General features: G+C 36.3%; 14 protein-coding genes. 4 read left to right on the forward strand and 10 right to left on the reverse strand.

What is annotated here, in order from left to right:
• Position 1: 1 nt before the first annotated feature.
• Genes RM539_RS09605 through RM539_RS09615 form a run of 3 tightly spaced genes read right to left on the reverse strand, consistent with a single transcriptional unit; the run spans position 2 to position 4,426 of the window.
• The gene (locus RM539_RS09605) at positions 2-1,252 is read right to left on the reverse strand and encodes a dihydroorotase (RefSeq protein ID WP_311503177.1); all 1,251 of its coding nucleotides are present in this window, start codon (positions 1,250-1,252) and stop codon (positions 2-4) included.
• Positions 1,249-3,177 carry a BatA domain-containing protein gene (locus RM539_RS09610; protein WP_311503178.1) on the reverse strand — a complete coding sequence of 643 codons (1,929 nt, stop codon included), beginning with the start codon at positions 3,175-3,177 and terminating at the stop codon, positions 1,249-1,251. Before RM539_RS09610 ends, RM539_RS09605 begins: the two co-directional genes overlap by 4 nt.
• Before the next feature lie 46 nt (positions 3,178-3,223).
• Complete coding sequence (locus RM539_RS09615; RefSeq protein ID WP_311503367.1) at positions 3,224-4,426, reverse strand: sensor histidine kinase; 1,203 nt, start codon at positions 4,424-4,426, stop codon at positions 3,224-3,226.
• Between the two features lie 335 nt (positions 4,427-4,761).
• Between RM539_RS09615 and RM539_RS09620 the strand changes: the two genes are divergently transcribed.
• On the forward strand, positions 4,762-5,532 hold the full coding sequence (locus tag RM539_RS09620) for a TIGR02757 family protein (protein ID WP_311503179.1): 771 nt from the start codon (positions 4,762-4,764) through the stop codon (positions 5,530-5,532).
• A gap of 97 nt (positions 5,533-5,629) precedes the next feature.
• Here the strand turns inward: RM539_RS09620 and RM539_RS09625 are convergent, their stop codons facing one another.
• Positions 5,630-6,256 (reverse strand): hypothetical protein, encoded by a 627-nt coding sequence (locus tag RM539_RS09625; protein WP_311503180.1) that lies wholly within the window; start codon positions 6,254-6,256, stop codon positions 5,630-5,632.
• Positions 6,257-6,483: 227 nt separating this feature from the next.
• Positions 6,484-7,143, reverse strand: a complete 660-nt coding sequence (locus RM539_RS09630) for an ABC transporter ATP-binding protein (RefSeq protein WP_311503181.1) — start codon at positions 7,141-7,143, stop codon at positions 6,484-6,486.
• Between the two features lie 220 nt (positions 7,144-7,363).
• Between RM539_RS09630 and msrA the strand changes: the two genes are divergently transcribed.
• From msrA to RM539_RS09645, 3 genes are read left to right on the forward strand one after another with little or no spacing between them, the layout of a single operon-like run.
• On the forward strand, positions 7,364-7,909 hold the full coding sequence (gene msrA, locus RM539_RS09635; protein ID WP_311503182.1) for a peptide-methionine (S)-S-oxide reductase MsrA: 546 nt from the start codon (positions 7,364-7,366) through the stop codon (positions 7,907-7,909).
• A gap of 6 nt (positions 7,910-7,915) precedes the next feature.
• Positions 7,916-8,512: a GTP cyclohydrolase I FolE gene (gene folE, locus RM539_RS09640; RefSeq protein WP_311503183.1), complete on the forward strand. Its 597-nt coding sequence runs from the start codon at positions 7,916-7,918 to the stop codon at positions 8,510-8,512.
• A gap of 42 nt (positions 8,513-8,554) precedes the next feature.
• A complete protein-coding gene (locus tag RM539_RS09645; RefSeq protein WP_311503184.1) occupies positions 8,555-8,860 on the forward strand; it encodes a hypothetical protein in 306 nt (101 codons plus the stop codon).
• A gap of 80 nt (positions 8,861-8,940) precedes the next feature.
• Here RM539_RS09645 and RM539_RS09650 read toward each other — a convergent pair whose 3' ends face one another.
• The 5 genes from RM539_RS09650 to RM539_RS09670 form a co-directional block, all read right to left on the reverse strand.
• Positions 8,941-11,208 (reverse strand): TonB-dependent receptor, encoded by a 2,268-nt coding sequence (locus RM539_RS09650; RefSeq protein WP_311503185.1) that lies wholly within the window; start codon positions 11,206-11,208, stop codon positions 8,941-8,943.
• 372 nt (positions 11,209-11,580) lie between these two features.
• Positions 11,581-11,886: a DUF6787 family protein gene (locus RM539_RS09655; protein WP_311503186.1), complete on the reverse strand. Its 306-nt coding sequence runs from the start codon at positions 11,884-11,886 to the stop codon at positions 11,581-11,583.
• Positions 11,887-12,626: 740 nt separating this feature from the next.
• Positions 12,627-13,049: a DUF6146 family protein gene (locus RM539_RS09660; protein ID WP_311503187.1), complete on the reverse strand. Its 423-nt coding sequence runs from the start codon at positions 13,047-13,049 to the stop codon at positions 12,627-12,629.
• Positions 13,050-13,088: 39 nt separating this feature from the next.
• The gene (locus RM539_RS09665) at positions 13,089-13,712 is read right to left on the reverse strand and encodes a DUF937 domain-containing protein (RefSeq protein WP_311503188.1); all 624 of its coding nucleotides are present in this window, start codon (positions 13,710-13,712) and stop codon (positions 13,089-13,091) included.
• A gap of 118 nt (positions 13,713-13,830) precedes the next feature.
• Positions 13,831-14,796, reverse strand: a complete 966-nt coding sequence (locus tag RM539_RS09670) for an NAD(P)-dependent oxidoreductase (RefSeq protein WP_311503189.1) — start codon at positions 14,794-14,796, stop codon at positions 13,831-13,833.
• Positions 14,797-14,807: the final 11 nt, after the last annotated feature.

The following is a 14,807-nucleotide window of genomic DNA, read 5'->3' on the forward strand; positions in this document are numbered from 1 at the left end:
CTCAGTGACTAATGAAACCTTTTTGAGTGATAATACCAAAAGCTTTTCCCTTTAAGCTGTGGCCCAGGAATATACTATTTTTTGATGTAGAGAGAATTTCCTCTTTAGAAAAGCTATAATTTTCTTTCGGTAAGAATAGGCTTAAATCTGCTTTTTCACCTTCCTTAATTTCAGGATTATCTATTCCAAACCTGGTTTTTCCTGCTGTGAGTAACCTGACGGTTTCTTCGGTTGAAAAAATATTACATAAAGCTCCAAAAGCTGTCTCCAGTCCAATTGTTCCATAAAGGGCATTTTCGAACTCCACTTTTTTATGTTCAATATCAATTGGCTGATGATCTCCTGTAACCATATCAACAGTGCCATCTTTAATTCCTTTTATAAGTGCTTTTATGTCTTCTTTGGTTCGTAAGGGTGGGAGAACCTTGGCATTGGTGTCAAACTCCTGTAGCCTGTCATCAGTAAAAATAAGGTTATGAACAGCCACACTGCAGCTAACATCCAGGCCTTTCTTTCTGGCATCCCTGATAAGTTTTACCGATTTTGCGGTGGAAATGGTTGGAATATGTAGTTTTCCTCCGGTATATTCCAGAATATAAAGATCCCTGGCAACCTGTAACTCTTCTGCCAGATTGGGAATACCTTTTAATCCCAGCGAGGTGCTGTGATAATGTTCATTTACCTGGCCGTTGCCGGCAATCTGGTTTTCCTGGGGAAAGGACTGTACAAGGGCTCCGAAATTCTGGGCATACTGTAAAGCGATCTTTAACATGTTTGGATTCATTAAAGGCTGCTTATAATCCCCAAAGGAAATTGCTCCGGCTTTTTTCATATCAAATAATTCTGCCAGGTCAATGCCCTCGCTTTTCACGGTTAAAGCTCCTGTAGAGTATAGCTTAACAGGGTGATTTCCGGCTGCCGATACTAAGGAATTTACAGCACTTTTATTGTCAATAACAGGCATAGTACCGGGATTAAGACAAATAGAAGTAAAACCGCTTTTTCCGGCTGTGTCTATACCGTTTTCCAGAGTTTCCCTTTCTTCATACCCGGGTTCCCCAAAACTCACACTGCTGTCAAACCATCCCCTGGAAACATGAAGGTTGTCCTTCACAATCTCTTTATCTGCCTTTTCTTTAAGTGAAGGACCAATTTTTCTGATTATTCCATCTTTTATAAAAATATCCACTTCTTTATTGTGAAAGTCAGATTGCGTGTCGGTTATCCTGGCCGATCTTATGAGTAGCTTCATTTAAGAAATTTTAAGAGGAGCATTTCGAGTATTAAAAAGAATAATGCAAAAATAATAAACCATTTCCAAAGGGAAGTAATTTTAGAAAGGGCAATTTCAGTTTCAAAATATTCACTAATGTTATTACTAATTTCAACATTTTCAAGGCTTAGCAGGTTTACATATTCCAATTCACTTTCATTTCTATCATAATTGTAGCTAAGATGTCCAACCACTTCATCCCTGTATTGAATCTCGTAATTTCCTGCTATTTCCGGTAATTCATCAGTAGTCAGTTGTACCCTGTCTGAAAATGCCTGTTGCTGCGGAATAAAATTTTCTTCTTCGGAAGCAATAGTTAAAACTTCATCTTTAGCTGAAGATACCGGGATATCAATTTGATTGCTTTCGTTTATTTGGTAATAAAGTTTTAAGGGTTTTAAGGCCATTAGTCCCATATTGTAAAAAGCAGGAACCACTAAAGGAGAATTTCTGAAATTTGAATTATCGTTGTTCAAAGCGGCAGTAAAAAGAAATAACCTACCGTTCTGCGCAAGAAAGGGAGCATTATTCTGATAGCTGAGTGCTGTATTACCACTGCCATTGGAAAGATTAAAATAGGAATTTACAGAAGGATATTGAAAATTGAGGACTTCTTCTTCAAAAACCGAATTAAACAGAGGGTGCGCAAACTGAATACCTGTGATTAGCCTGTTTTGTTCATTAAAACTACCGTACCGCGGTGCGCCTATTTTTCCAAGGAAGGAGTTATAAGAAGCCGTATTTCCGTCCAGAGCAGGGATAAAAACCACTACCGATCCTTCCTTAACCTTTTTTTCCAGTATATCAGAAAGAGGTGGCGGAATTTCTTCAGGTTCTTCAATAACAATCAACCTTGCCTGGGCAAGGCTGCTGTAATCTATTTCCGAAACCGGAAAATTGCTAAGCTCAAATTCCGGTTCCGTATAAATTCTTTTCAAAAAGGAATTCTGTGGATCAGACAGCAGAACAGTTTTAATTGGGGGAGTGGTACTCATATTGAAATAAAGTGAATTATCATATTGCAGCCCGTTATCTTCAATTGTCACCCTGCCATCGCCTATATTTTCGTTGGATATACTAAAACCTATTTCTACTGAGTCTTTTTCAGCAAAATTAACAGCAGATTTCCCGAGGAGATTTGTTCCGTTTGATATGGACACAGAGGTTTGTCCATTTGTATTACCCGTAGAAGATAACTGCACCTTAAGTTCAATATTTTCAGGATTTCTTTCTGAAACATAGGCAGAATCAATGCTAATATTTATAATATTTTCTGGTTGTATGGGTAAAAATTGTAAGTTGAACCCCTTTCCCATATCACCTGAAATTTCAGAATTTTCCTGAAAATCTGAAATCAGTATAAATTCCGATAATTCTGCCGGATTATTTTCAAAAAAATCCTGAGCTCTTAGTTTTAGATTGGCAAAATTCATTGGAGTAGAAGTGTACTCTATGTTCTGTAAGATATTGGTGATGTTAGCGGCATCATTACCAATAAAATTTTGATCATTGGTTATGATATTTACCTGTCCTTCCTTCGGCAGGTTTTCCAGTAAATCCTGTACAGCCTCAGGTAATAATTCTTCGTTTTTAGCTAATGCCTGCATACTAAAAGAATTGTCCAGATAGAAAAGCCTGCTTTTACTTTTCAATGAGTTTTGGGAGGCCGGGAAGTATGGTTGTGCAAAAGCAAAAATAATACTACCAAGTGCGAACATTCTAATGAGAAGGATCAGCCATTTTTTAAGGCGTGAGCTTTTGCGGGTTTGCCTGCTAATTTTTTTTAGAAATTTCACATTGGTAAATTCCTCTTTCCGGAAACGCCGAAGCTGAAAAAGATGAACAATAATGGGAAGAATCAGTAAAAAAAGGGCATATAAAAGTTCCGGATACTTAAAATACATTCTCGGCGTGAAAGTTTGTCAAATATAGGAAATGAAAACTATTCCTCTACAGCCGTCTTATTTTAAATTGGAAAGTACTTCCTTCTCCCGGCTTGGATTTAACGCTAATTTCTCCTTTCATATTTGCAATTAATTTCTTTACGGTGGCAAGACCAATACCGCTACCAGGATTCCCCTCCCGGTCATTTACATCAAGGGTAATAAATAGATCAAAAATTTTATCAAGATTTTCAGGAGAAATGCCATTTCCATTGTCCTTAACGGCAAATTGATAGCAATCCTCAGATTTGGTGAAATTTATTTCTATTTTACGGAGTTTCTTTTCATTATATTTCAGAGCATTACTTATAAGGTTCATAAAAATTTGTGTCAGTGCCGCCTTATTAACTCTGTATAGTCTTACATTCGTTGGGTACTCAATCTTTATATCTTCTGATACCTGATAAAGATCGGCTACCTTTTTTAATAGTTCGTCCAGGTTTACATCTTCAAGATCCCGCTGAAAAATATGATCACTTCTGTAATAACTAAGGATGCCATCTACGTAGTTGCGAAGAGAATAAGAAGATTCCACCAGGAATTTTAAATACTGTTCCGTATCCTTATTAAACTTCCCCTGGTTTTCATCTTTAATAAGTTCAGCCAGAGAAATAATATTTGCTAATGGGGATTTTATGTCATGAGATACCACACTTGAAAATCTTTCTAGTTCCCTGTATTTTAACTTTAGCTTTTTTTGTACTTCATAAAGTTTATTATTCTGTTTTCTAAACTCTAATAAATTCATGGCCTGGTTTGCCAATGCGTTAAGCGCCCTTTGCTGATAATGATTTAGTTCTCTCGGTTTTGTATCCCAAATGCTGAAGACAGCAATGGCATGGCCTTTATCGTTTACTAAAGGCTTTCCTGCATAAAACTGAAGGTTTTTGTTGTAAAATTTACTGGTTACCTGAAACTGTTCAGAAGCCTGGGCTTTATTTAGGATAAGCTGTTCATTTTTTTGTAGTATGGCATACTGACACATAGAATTCTTCCTGGATAATTCTTTAAGATCAGATCCATATGCTGATTTAAACCAGATTTTTTCTTTACCGATAATGCTTATCTGAGCAATGGGGACTTCAAGAATTTTAGCAGCGAGAAACGTCAGCTCATCATAATCTTCATCAGTATTACTATGAGCTATATCATACTCAGCCAGAGCAGCCAGCCGTAATTTTTCATTCGTTGGATAATTATCACAATTCATGCTCAAAAAACTCCTTTTATTAAATATATTTAAATTTAATGACTTATTGCCATTAATATTAACGTTTTAAAAAGAATTGTCTCATTTTCATCAATATTGTTTTATATCCTCTCAAGTTTAAGATTTAATTCAAGGATTTCGGGTTGCTCAATTTATTGATTTAAGGCATAGTCTTACTTTTCTTTTAGTGGACTCACGTATATAATATAAAATGATAAAATTTTACTTCTTGTTTGTAAAGCTTCTTGCAATTTTTACCTCCTGATATTTATATAATATCAAAATTGATCAACCAGAAAATTATACTTTTGCCAACCTCATTTTAACATTATATCATGGATTATACCCGGAAGGAGTTAAAAGAATTTTTAGATAAAAAAGTTGAACAATACAATACATCCCGTTTTATTGAGCCGGATCCTGTAGCTATTCCCCATGGCTATTCCTTAAAAGAAGATATTGAGATTGCGGGTTTTTTGGCAGCAACCATTGCATGGGGAAACCGGAAGAGCATTATTAAAAATGCTAACAGAATGATGGAATTAATGGGCAATTCACCATACGATTTTGTAGTGAATCATAATAAAGAGCAGCTGGAGCCCTTAAAAAAATTTGTGCACCGCACATTTAACGGAAATGATTTTATTGGCTTTATTAACGGTTTAAACCATATCTATACCAGTTACGGCGGCTTTGAAGAAATTTTTGCTGAATATCAAGAACCTGGCACATTGCAGCCTGCAATTACCAGGTTTAAAAAATTATTTTTTGAAGCAGAACATCTATCCAGAACCGAAAAACATGTAAGCAATCCATTAAAGGGGTCATCTGCCAAAAGAATAAATATGTTTTTACGCTGGATGGTTCGTAATGATAATGCAGGAGTGGATTTTGGTATCTGGAAATCGGTATCACCTGAAAATTTATCGTGTCCGCTGGATGTTCATTCTGGTAATGTAGCAAGAAAACTAAATCTTCTTATACGGAAACAAAATGATGCAAAAGCTGTGAAAGAACTGGATGATTCTCTGCGCCAATTGGATCCTGAAGACCCTGTTAAATATGATTTTGCCCTGTTTGGACTTGGAGTTTTTGAAAACTTCTGAAAAGGAATATAAAAAAATTCCCTTTTCCAAGATTTTATACTTGAAAAAGGGAATAAATACAGTGCTGTAAATTCAGGCACTATAGTTAAATATTAGATTAGTCAAAATCCTCAACTGCATCTTCTGCAGTAGAGCGTGGTAAGAATATCTGAATTCCAAAAGTTAAACCTAAAGAGTTCTGATAATTCTCGTTTCCGGCTCCAACAAGTCCGCTATATTTTAGACTGGTTTCAAGAGCTACACTGTCGGTAAGGAAATAAGAATAGCCCGGTCCAAATCCAAATGCGAAACCATTGGTAGTATCACCGCCAGAGACATTTCTTCCCGCTATACCTGCATTAGTTTCCAAGAAAAATTGTCCTGCAGGAACCTCATCTCCTAGATCAGCTTCCTGTGGTCTAATATAAAATCTGGTTAGAGCCTGCACTCCATAAACAAAAATTTCATCTGAATCTTCACTATCCTTAGCAAAACCGAGATTAACAATACCTCCTAAAAGGAAATTATCATTTACCATATAACCAGCCTTTGGGCTTATGCCAACATTCCAGCCGGCACCGTCGTCAAGCCCTACATTAAGTCCAAATAAACCTTTACTTTCAGGAGTAGAAAGACCACTTCCCAAATCTGCTCCAAGCATAAAGTTTCCTTCCTGCAACTGAGCGTTGGAGATGCCAGTAAATCCAAAAGTTAGTACAAGAGTTAAAAATAAAATCTTCTTCATAATAAAAATATTTTGGTTGAATAATTTTCAGCGAAGGTACGCAAAGTCTGGGTGGGTAATTTAAAATTTTAAAGAAGTTTAAGAACGTTTTATTATACTTGTTAAAAGGAAAAATTTCAGCTTTAAAAATGTTTATAGGTCTAATTTTTGGTTAGCGAAAAATTAAACAGCTGCTGAAGCATTTATTAAAATTTCAACTGCAGTTGAAGGTTTTGGGATTAAAAGGATCATATAATTTCACCGTCCACCATTGTGAGTTTGCGATCGGCCATATTTGCGAGCTCTTCATTATGGGTAACAATAACAAATGTTTGGTCAAATTCATTTCTTAACCTGAAAAAAAGCTGATGCAGGTTTTCTGCAGATTCACTATCCAGATTTCCTGAAGGCTCATCGGCAAAAATTACCGCAGGATTATTAATTAATGCCCGTGCCACAGCAATACGCTGTTGCTCACCACCACTTAATTCGGCGGGTTTATGGCTGGCTCTATGCTCCAGCCCCAGAAATTCTAAGAGCTGGTGTGCACGATTTTCAGCTGCTGCCTTGGGTTGGTTCTGAATGAAAGCAGGAATACAAATATTCTCCAGGGCTGTAAATTCAGGAAGAAGCTGATGGAATTGAAAAATAAAGCCGATATGCTTATTACGAAACCGGGATAGTTCCCTGGAAGATAAGTGTTCAATTTCAAAATTGTTTATAGTTAAACCTGAATCATTGCCTTTCTCCGGCCGGTCCAGGGTGCCCAGTATCTGGAGCAATGTTGTTTTTCCCGCACCGGAGGCACCTACTATGGAAACAATTTCTCCTTTTTTAATATGAAGATTCACTCCTTTTAGAACATGAAGATCTCCATAAAATTTATGAATATTATCAGCTAAAATCATTTGTTTTTCATTGAGTCCGGAAAAATACCCAAATTGTAAGTAACCGGCAATATTAAGTTCCTAAATATGCCCGGCAAATATGATCTGAATTTAAGATGGAAAAGTTGAAATTACAGAGCCGGGTTTGGTGACTATTACGGAATTGATATAATTAATAGAAAATCCCGGTATGGTTGATTAAGAATCAATTATTTTAGATGAATAAAATTATTGTTTAGAAATGGAAAAGAAGAATTTAGATACTGCAATTTTAGCAGGAGGATGTTTCTGGTGTACTGAAGCAGTTTTTCAACGTTTAGATGGAGTAGCAGAGGTAATTTCCGGATTTACAGGCGGAAATATTAAAAATCCGGCTTACAGGGAAATTATTACCGGAAGAACGGGACATGCCGAATCTATTAAGATATTATTCGATTCGAAACGGATTTCTTTTGAAGAATTACTTCTGGTTTTTTTTGCAACTCATGATCCCACCACACTTAACCGCCAGCAAAATGATGTTGGAACCCAGTATAGAAGTGCTATATTTTACACTTCAGAAGAACAAAAAGAAGTGGCAGAAAGGCTTATAAAAACTATGGAAGAAGAGAAATTTTTTAGTAATCCCATTGTTACTGAAGTTACTGAAGCCTCGCCATTTTATACTGCGGAAGAGGAACATCAGGATTTTTATAATGAACACAGGCAACAACCATATTGCCAGTTCATTATAGATCCTAAAATCAAAAAACTGAAGGAACTTTTTTCAGAAAAACTAAAAAAATAATCGCTAATGTCTTACCGGTATTTTGAAGAATATGACATAAATGTCACCGAAAAGCTCAGGAATAACTTTAAACAAGTACTAGAAGAGGTGGAGGAAGACCCGCAGCGCGAGGGAATTGTAAAAACCCCTGAAAGAGCTGCTAAAGCGATGCAATTCCTTACGCAGGGGTATAATATGGATGCTGAAAAAATCCTTACCGATGCCTTATTCACTGAAAGCTATGATGAAATGGTTGTAGTAAAGGATATTGAAATTTATTCACTTTGTGAACATCATATGCTGCCATTTTTCGGAAAAGCACATGTTGCGTATATCCCCAATGGAAGAATTATAGGATTGAGCAAACTTCCCAGGTTGGTAGATGTTTTTGCACGTAGATTACAGGTACAGGAACGATTAACACATGATATTCTGGAATGTTTAAATAAAGTTTTAAAACCCCAGGGAGTGGCAGTGGTAATTGAAGCGCAGCATATGTGTATGATGATGAGGGGGGTACAAAAACAGAACAGTGTGACTACCACTTCAGGATTTCGTGGCCAGTTTGAAAAAATTGAAACCCGGTCTGAATTTTTAAAACTAATTAGTTCTGATCTGCGATAAAATTCTGGCATCTTATTTGTTTCAATAACAGAAACCTAAAAGATGAACTTTCCATATAAAAGATTATTGATAAAAGGACTTATTTACGATGCAGTAGGTATGATAACAATGGCTATTCCGCTTATAGGTCCATTCCTGGATTTAATCTGGGCACCATACGCAGCAAATAAAATGCGCAGGATGTATCCCGGAAAAAATGGTAAAATAGCATCTGTACTTGTATTTCTTGAAGAGATTTTACCGGGCACAGATATTATTCCAACATTTACATTAATGTATCTGTACAATTTTGTCTGGAAGAAAAATAAAACTCCTCAACCACGAATTATTGAGGTTGAAAGTTATTAAATATTAAAGGTTGATTTAATTAGTTAAGTTGAAAAAGCTGCCTGTATGTCTTTAGGCAGCTTTTTTGTTTTATTACCGGATTATATATTCCAGAGGAGCGAAACCATTATATTTCTGCCAATATTGGAGATGTTATCCTGTTTAAGACGGGAAAGGTGTGAAATATAATCTTTATTAAGCAGGTTATTTCCGCTAATATTTATTTCTACCATAGAACCTCCCAGATTCACTTTTCCTCCAAAACCTGCTCCAAGCAGGTTGTAACCTTCAGTTTCAGATTCAAAAATATTAATATTTTTCTTGTCAAAAACGCTTCTCAATCTCAGGAAAGCATATTTATTCTGGAAAAATCCTTCCTCTTCAAACTCTACACGAAAGGTATTGGTAAGGGAGTTTGCCGGAATAAGAGGCAGGTATTCGTCACTGGAAAGTTTACCGGTTACTGTTTCAAAACTGCTTTCAAAATGCAGCCAGTCTAATGGATGGGGGTGGAGGTGAAATCCCAGTTCTCCTCCGTAAAGATTTGCATTATCCTGAAAGTAATAGAAAACCTGCTCTCCATCTATAACATCTTCAGAGGGGCTAATAAATATATAATCGTTAATAGAATTGTGAAAAGCATTAGCAAAAGCTTCAAAATGCCTGTTGCGCCATTCCAGTGAAAGGTCCACCTGGAAGTTCTGTTCGTTGCTTAAACTTGCATTTCCTACTTCGTAGCGGTTTGCACCATTATGCGTTCCATTAGAGGTTAATTCAGCTAAATTTGGAGCACGAAATCCACTGGCCAGATTGAGTCTGACTGCAAACTTTTTTAAAGGCTGATATTTAATTCCAAATGCACCATTCAGGCTGTTGAAGTTCCTGTCCAATCCTGTGGCAGTTCCTTCTGCAGATTCATAAGAAATACTTTTAAGGCTTCTTTTGTCATACCGGATTCCTCCCTGAAAATCCCAATTTTCAAGATGGTAATGAGTGGTACCAAAAATTCCAAAATCTACTGTTTCAGCATCAGGAATTAATATTTCTTCACCAAAATTTGAATTGGTCTGGTGCATTCCCTGTACACCAAATATAGTTTCAAAATTGCCTGTTTCAGGAAGGTTATACTTCAAATTATAACTTAGGGTTTCCAGGTGCATCTCCAGGGCGGGATGCTCTCCCGGCAGTTCTTCTTCATGCTCCTGGTGCTCTTCCTCCTCATCATGACCTTCTTCGTCATGATGATGGTCTTCAAATTCTTTCCTGTTATTAAACTGGTAGCCGACTTTCAGATCCAGACTGGAATTTGGCAAAAACAGCCTGTTTTCAAGGCTCACTATATGATTGTCGATTTCCTGGTAAGGGAGAAGATGCAGTTCTTTATCAGTATTTTGAACACCAATTTCCTCAGGAATACCAATATTAGACCTGTTGTAGTTATACCTTAAATCGGCTTTATATTTTGAGTCCTGATATCCTATTCCGGCTTTAAGGTCTTTTTCATTAAAACGGGTATTGGTTACCCTTTGGCCATCACCCGTTTCATAATCGCTATGAGCGGCATAACTTCCACGTGCCAGAAATTTAAGTTTTTCACCCGATGTTTTAGCCATTGCACTTCCCTGATAGCCCAGGGTGTTACTAAAGTAATCACCACTAAATTCAGCCTGTGTATTATTTGCTGAAGCATAAGACTCAGGATTAAGGTAAAGAACGCCACCAATGGCATCGCTTCCATAGAGCAGGGAGGCAGGACCTTTTATAACTTCCACGCTGCCTATACCTTTTGAACTAATGCCCAAACCATGTTCGTCTCCGTACTGCTGATTTTCAAGCCTCACTCCCTGAGTATAAACAAGCACCCGGTTGGAGCTAAGACCTCTAATAACCGGTTTTCCAATCCCAACTCCCGTGGTAAGGCTCTCCACTCCGGCAATTTGGGTTATTCCATCAGCTAATGTTACTGCTCCTTTACGATTTAATTCAGAAACGCTTTCTCGCTCTACTTTCATTACGTTCTCGCTCTGAAGCTGATGGAATGGTGTAGAAATAATAACTTCTTCCATCTCTATGGCAGAAGGTGATATCTGAAATTCCAGTGCTTCAGAAGGAATCCGGATGTCTCGTGAAAAAGAGCTGTATCCAATTGAAGAAATAAGAAGATTATAATTTCCTTCCGGAAGATTTTTAAAAGTAAAATTTCCATCAAGGTCTGTTACAGTGCCTTTATCAAGTTGTGGAAAATACACGTTAGCACTAAATACGGGTTCCCCCGTTTCGGCATCCATTACAGAGCCGGAAAGCTCATTTTGTGCATATATATGAGGAGTGACTGCCAAAAGCAGTACAAGTATAATATTAACTTTCATTTGAATTTATTAAATGATTTATTTATTCTTCTTAAGAAGAAGATTAAGCGGACCTAGGCTGAATAGGGCGGCCCCCGCAATACAAAGCCAAGGCTTTGATAATCATCTAAAAAATAGTAGAAACTGAAAATTTGTTTTTCCTGAACAGAAATTTCCACCGGCTCAAAACGTAAGAACCCGATTTGTAAGGCCGGTGTTTTGTGAAACTTGTATAATTTACAATCTAATGGTTTTGCATGATAATGGCTGGTAGCATAATGATCGCAAAGCTCATGCTCATGGCCTAGAAAAGTATGAGTAAAACCTGCTATTGAAGGCAGCATTATGAGAAAAGCTGTACATATAATAAATATGTTCCTTAAATCCTTCAAATTATAATTTCAGTAATTTTCCCATCCCCATCCGGTTAAGCATCTTTTTTTCAAATGCCCAAAAGAACCGGAATTGTCCAAACAACCATCCAAATGATATTAAAAGTACCTGGTAAATAGGGAATATTAGCAATATTCGTAAGGTCCAGTAAACAAACCAATGTGAGGATTCAGGATAAAGTCCAATGAATTCCACTAGAGGACCGGCAAGTTTCATAGAAGTAGAACCAGTAACTGCAAAAACCAGAAGAATCACTAGAATCTGCCAGTTAGAATTTATTCCCCATCGCGTTTTCAGTTTTTTCATGTTGCGAATATATTAAAAACCAGATAGAAATTGAGAAAGAGGGAAATTTATGTTGCCTGCAAACTTTAATGCATGATGAAGAAATTAGCTATTTTTCTTATACCGGGAACGGGAACTGAAGGGTTATTTTTTATTGCTTTTGTATCAAAGCCTTCTTATATAATTTTGGAATATTGCAGTTCTCAATATTGTAGACTAATTATGCTTTAACTATAATTTGCAGAAGAGATAATTTTTTACTCGCTGGATAATGTTAATTATATAATGTCAAAAACACTTGATATATTTTTGCCTGATGAAGGCAGAATTTTGGAGGGGTAGCATATTTGGGGAGTGCTACCTCTCATTTAGATAAATATCAAAAAGTATTTAAAAGCCAGATTGTAAAAAATATATCCTTAAAAATTGTTAATGAATTATTTTTTAACGGATATAGGTTAAATTATGCTAAATCACTTTAATATTTTTATAAATATTTATTAATTTAAATCTGTAGGATTTTTCTTATAAATATTATGTGTTAATTTTCCGCTAATCAACCGGCCTTACAAAATGCATTTACAGTTAACATTTTTTCATTTTTTTCTAATAGCTATCGCTGTTGCAGCTATTATTACATGCATTCTTTTATTTCTTCATTTAAAAAGAAAAAGAAGAAGGGGGAGAAATTAGTGAAATTCAGAGTTCAAAATTTATTGTAGGAATTATATTAATAATCTTATGCTGGCAGTTTAAAACTTTTAAATCCTTGTGGGTACTATAAATCGCTGATTATATTGCCGACTGAAATACACAAAGTAATTATAAAGAAGATAATTCACCTCATATCCGTAATCTATCTGTCGCTCATAATTGATCTCATTTACGTATAAACTCGGGTTGTATCGTTGAGGTTGGCGCACGCGGCTATTATATTCAGTTACCAGCTGGCTGTTTTTTGTTTCCAGGTATTGTTGGGAATAATATCCTTCAGGTTTTGCTATGGAATTTATAAAGAGATTAAAGCCTGGCTCAATAATTATAATTTCGTATTCAAGGCTGTCATTTGCAATACGAACCGTGTCATTTTCAGCATTCGCCACCCGATCAGATCGGAGGCTCCTGTTCCCGCCACAACTATATATAAATACAGCCAGCAAAAAAATATAAATAAAATTTTTCATTGATTTATTTTAAAATTGCTTTTCAAAAACTGTTCCTTTTTATTTTCCCCCGGTAAATCCTTTTAGAACACTATCACCTTTTTTTCCGCCTTTGCCGCCACCAATGACCATTCCTCTTACATCATCTATAACGTTAGCATCTTCATCCCTATTTGATAAACTTTCTACGAAAGAAGATTCGTGTGCAGCACTTGATCCTAATACAGAACCTATTAATCCCGATAATCCTGAAGCTTTTACTTTGTCTTTCCGTTTTTGGCTGCCAAGCAAGTTCATGATTACTGGAGTAGCTAAACTAAAAATTTTTCCAACGTCTTCTTTATGAAGATGGAGGGTAGAAGCTAAAAAGCTCTCTATATTTCCTCTTTTGTTTCCCATCAAATGATGTAGAATTTTTTCTCCTTCTTCGCTTAATTTCTCTGTTTCAGAATTCTTGAGGCTGTTTAGAAGCTGACCGTCGTGTTTATCAGTATCTAAAGCTTTATTGAGTTTTTCTACCTTTTTAGGATCTTCAGAACTGTTCTTTAAAATCCCCAGTATTATAGGCATTGTCATTCCAAGGGCTGTTACAGCTTTTTCTTTCTCCACGCCTGTAGTTTCAGTTATTTTACCAATAAGCTGCTCTCCTGTAGTGGTATTTAAAATATCAAGTATTGAAGCCATATTAAGATTTTATAATGAGACTTTAATTTAGACCTTTCTGTATAAAAATACCGTTAAAGAAATATTACAAGAATCGAGGTGGATCTAAAATTTCTATCGTACCCCATATTTACTGTATTTATATTTCATCCTGAAGTATAGCAGTTATCTTTTCAGCCAACTCCACATTTATCCTTTCCCGGGTTTCTATTGTTATGCCACCAGTACGGGGGCTTAAAGAAACCTTTTCATTCATTAGAAGTTTGATTCCCGGTGAAGGTTCATTTTTAAAAGCATCCAGGCCTGCAAAGGCAAGTTTTCCTTTTTCGAGGGCTTCCAGCAATGCATCCTCATCTATTATTCCTCCCCGGGAGGTGTTAATAATACCTGCACCGTCTTTCATGGCATTAATTTCTACTTCACCTATGAGAGGTTCTTTTTGTTTTTGGGCAGAAATATGAAGTGTGATAAAATCAGATTGCCTTATAACCTGATGTAATGGTTCTGTTTTAACGGGAATACTAATATTTTGATGGCCAAAAAATTCAAGTTGAATATTTTCTTCACGTACAGTCTCATCACTTGCAATCACTTTCATTCCCAGTCCAAGAGCAACTTTTGCCACTTCCTGGCCAATTTTCCCAAAACCAATAATTCCTAATGTTTTTCCTCTTAACTCCCTGCCGCCTGCATAGGATTTCCTCAAATCTTTAAATCTCATATCACCTTCCAGTGGCATATTCCTATTGGCGTCATGTAGAAATCGGATTCCGCTAAAGAGATGGGCAAAAACAAGTTCGGCCACAGCAGTGACAGAAGCAAAAGGAGTGTTTACAACCGTAACATCTTTATTCTGCGCATATTTTAAATCAATATTGCTGAAACCGCTACCGCCACGGCCAATTATTTTAAGTCCCGGGCAGGCATCAATAAAGTCTTTTCCAATTACCGTGTTACTACCTGTTATAATTGCAACAACCTGATTTTGATTAATAAAATCCGGAAGTTGCTCACTGGCTACTTTTTTATTCAGTACTTCAAAACCAGCCTTTTTAAAAATCTGCACACCTTTTTCCGAAATACCATTAATTGCTAATACCTTCATATTGTCTTTTT

The organism is Autumnicola musiva (assembly GCF_031846585.1).
GTDB lineage: Bacteria > Bacteroidota > Bacteroidia > Flavobacteriales > Flavobacteriaceae > Autumnicola > Autumnicola musiva.

What these genes read in the sequence shown, in the direction of transcription:
- RM539_RS09610 (WP_311503178.1), bottom strand. Translation starts at nt 3,177, where the DNA reads ATGTATTTTAAGTATCCGGAACTTTTATATGCCCTTTTTTTACTGATT.
- RM539_RS09660 (WP_311503187.1), bottom strand. Translation starts at nt 13,049, where the DNA reads ATGAAAAATTTTATTTATATTTTTTTGCTGGCTGTATTTATATATAGT.
- RM539_RS09615 (WP_311503367.1), bottom strand. Translation starts at nt 4,426, where the DNA reads ATGAATTGTGATAATTATCCAACGAATGAAAAATTACGGCTGGCTGCT.
- RM539_RS09605 (WP_311503177.1), bottom strand. Translation starts at nt 1,252, where the DNA reads ATGAAGCTACTCATAAGATCGGCCAGGATAACCGACACGCAATCTGAC.
- RM539_RS09655 (WP_311503186.1), bottom strand. Translation starts at nt 11,886, where the DNA reads ATGAAAAAACTGAAAACGCGATGGGGAATAAATTCTAACTGGCAGATT.
- msrA (WP_311503182.1), top strand. Translation starts at nt 7,364, where the DNA reads ATGGAAAAGAAGAATTTAGATACTGCAATTTTAGCAGGAGGATGTTTC.
- RM539_RS09665 (WP_311503188.1), bottom strand. Translation starts at nt 13,712, where the DNA reads ATGGCTTCAATACTTGATATTTTAAATACCACTACAGGAGAGCAGCTT.
- RM539_RS09630 (WP_311503181.1), bottom strand. Translation starts at nt 7,143, where the DNA reads ATGATTTTAGCTGATAATATTCATAAATTTTATGGAGATCTTCATGTT.
- folE (WP_311503183.1), top strand. Translation starts at nt 7,916, where the DNA reads ATGTCTTACCGGTATTTTGAAGAATATGACATAAATGTCACCGAAAAG.
- RM539_RS09625 (WP_311503180.1), bottom strand. Translation starts at nt 6,256, where the DNA reads ATGAAGAAGATTTTATTTTTAACTCTTGTACTAACTTTTGGATTTACT.
- RM539_RS09620 (WP_311503179.1), top strand. Translation starts at nt 4,762, where the DNA reads ATGGATTATACCCGGAAGGAGTTAAAAGAATTTTTAGATAAAAAAGTT.
- RM539_RS09650 (WP_311503185.1), bottom strand. Translation starts at nt 11,208, where the DNA reads ATGAAAGTTAATATTATACTTGTACTGCTTTTGGCAGTCACTCCTCAT.
- RM539_RS09670 (WP_311503189.1), bottom strand. Translation starts at nt 14,796, where the DNA reads ATGAAGGTATTAGCAATTAATGGTATTTCGGAAAAAGGTGTGCAGATT.
- RM539_RS09645 (WP_311503184.1), top strand. Translation starts at nt 8,555, where the DNA reads ATGAACTTTCCATATAAAAGATTATTGATAAAAGGACTTATTTACGAT.